A 2,217-nucleotide genomic window follows, 5' to 3' on the forward strand; every position below is an offset into this window, starting at 1 on the left:
TGGCGGTTGAGAAACTGGCAGAAGGTATCCGTAACTTCGCCGTTGACCAAGGCAAACTAGAAGCGATGATTGCAGCGAAACTGTAATCACACAGAATCAAAACTAGGGGAACGCAAAAGTTCCCCCTCACTTATTTCCTCTTTAGACTCAAATAATATTCGGTATTTATTATGGATCGTAAACATTTMGCTAATGCAATCCGCGCACTCAGCATGGACGGCGTACAAAAAGCAAACTCAGGCCACCCAGGCGCACCTATGGGTATGGCGGACATCGCTGAAGTTCTTTGGCGTGGCCACCTAAACCACAACCCATCAAACCCAGAGTGGGCTGATCGCGACCGTTTYGTACTCTCTAACGGCCACGGCTCGATGCTGATTTACTCGCTACTGCACCTWAGCGGTTACGAGCTTTCTATCGATGATCTGAAAAACTTCCGTCAATTGCATTCTAAGACTCCGGGCCACCCAGAATACGGCTACGCGCCTGGTATCGAAACAACRACGGGCCCTCTAGGTCAAGGCATCACCAACGCGGTTGGTATGGCAATGGCTGAGAAAGCGCTCGCAGCGCAGTTCAACAAASMWGGCCACGACATCGTTGACCACTTCACTTACGTGTTCATGGGTGATGGCTGTCTGATGGAAGGTATCTCGCACGAGGCWTGYTCTCTAGCGGGTACGCTAGGYCTTGGTAAACTGATTGCATTCTGGGATGACAACGGCATCTCTATCGACGGTCACGTTGAAGGYTGGTTYTCTGACGATACGCCTAAGCGTTTCGAAGCKTACGGCTGGCACGTTATCCCAGCWGTGGATGGTCACAATGCTGAAGCGATCAACGCAGCAATTGAAGCYGCTAAAGCRGATCCTCGCCCAACTCTAATCTGTACTAAAACTATCATCGGTTTTGGTTCACCAAACAAATCGGGTTCACACGACTGTCACGGAGCACCACTAGGTGCGGAAGAAATTGCAGCAACACGTAAAGAACTAGGTTGGGAGCACGGTCCTTTTGAAATTCCGCAAGAAGTGTACGCAGAATGGTCAGCGAAGGAAGCAGGCGCAGCTAAGGAAGCAGCGTGGAACGAGAAATTTGCAGCTTATGAAGCAGCATATCCAGAGCTTGCCGCAGAGTTCAAACGCCGCGTAAATGGCGAGCTTCCAGCTCAGTGGGAAGAGAAAGCAAACCAAATCATTGCAGATCTTCAAGCAAACCCAGCGAACATCGCATCACGTAAAGCATCGCAAAACGCGCTAGAAGCGTTTGGTAAAATGCTGCCAGAATTCATGGGCGGCTCTGCTGACCTAGCGCCTTCTAACCTCACCATGTGGTCGGGTTCTAAGTCGCTAGAAGCAAACGACTTCTCTGGTAACTACATCCACTATGGAGTACGTGAATTCGGTATGACAGCGATCATGAACGGTATCGCGCTACACGGCGGTTTCGTACCTTACGGCGCAACCTTCCTGATGTTCATGGAATACGCACGTAACGCAATGCGCATGGCGGCTCTGATGAAGATTCAGAACATCCAAGTGTACACGCACGATTCTATCGGTCTTGGCGAAGATGGCCCAACTCACCAACCGGTTGAGCAAATCGCATCRCTGCGTCTAACGCCAAACATGAGCACATGGCGTCCATGTGACCAAGTGGAATCGGCAGTTGCATGGAAACTGGCGATTGARCGTAAAGATGGTCCATCGGCACTGATTTTCTCTCGTCAAAACCTAGCACAGCAACCACGCAGTGCTGAGCAAGTGGCAGACATCGCCAAAGGTGGTTAYATCCTGAAAGACAGCGATGGTAAGCCTGAGCTGATCCTAATCGCGACGGGTTCWGAAGTTGAGCTAGCAGTGAAAGCGGCWGAACAACTRACCGCTGAAGGTAAGAAAGTGCGTGTGGTTTCAATGCCTGCTACTGATACTTTCGACAAGCAAGAYGCGGCTTACCGTGAATCTGTATTGCCATCAGACGTMACMGCACGTATCGCTATCGAAGCGGGCATYGCGGATTTCTGGTACAAGTACGTWGGYTTCGACGGTCGCATCATCGGTATGACGACTTTCGGTGAATCAGCACCTGCTGACCAGCTGTTCGAAATGTTTGGTTTCACTGTAGAAAACGTAGTGAACACAGCAAAGAACTGCTAGCGTAAGCTTACGAAGATTAAAAGAAAACCGAGCGTTAATGCATCGGTTTTTTTGTGCCTAA

At 50.1% G+C, this 2,217-nt stretch carries 1 protein-coding gene and 1 pseudogene; both read left to right on the top strand.

Features of this window, described 5'->3' with window-relative positions; genetic code table 11:
• Positions 1-86 (top strand): annotated as a pseudogene (locus CIK04_RS33020) (transaldolase); the annotation flags it as partial.
• 84 nt (positions 87-170) lie between these two features.
• Complete coding sequence (gene tkt / locus CIK04_RS32035; protein ID WP_128824800.1) at positions 171-2,156, top strand: transketolase; 1,986 nt, start codon at positions 171-173, stop codon at positions 2,154-2,156.
• Positions 2,157-2,217 lie beyond the last annotated feature (61 nt).

This window comes from Vibrio sp. 03_296 (genome assembly GCF_002265885.1).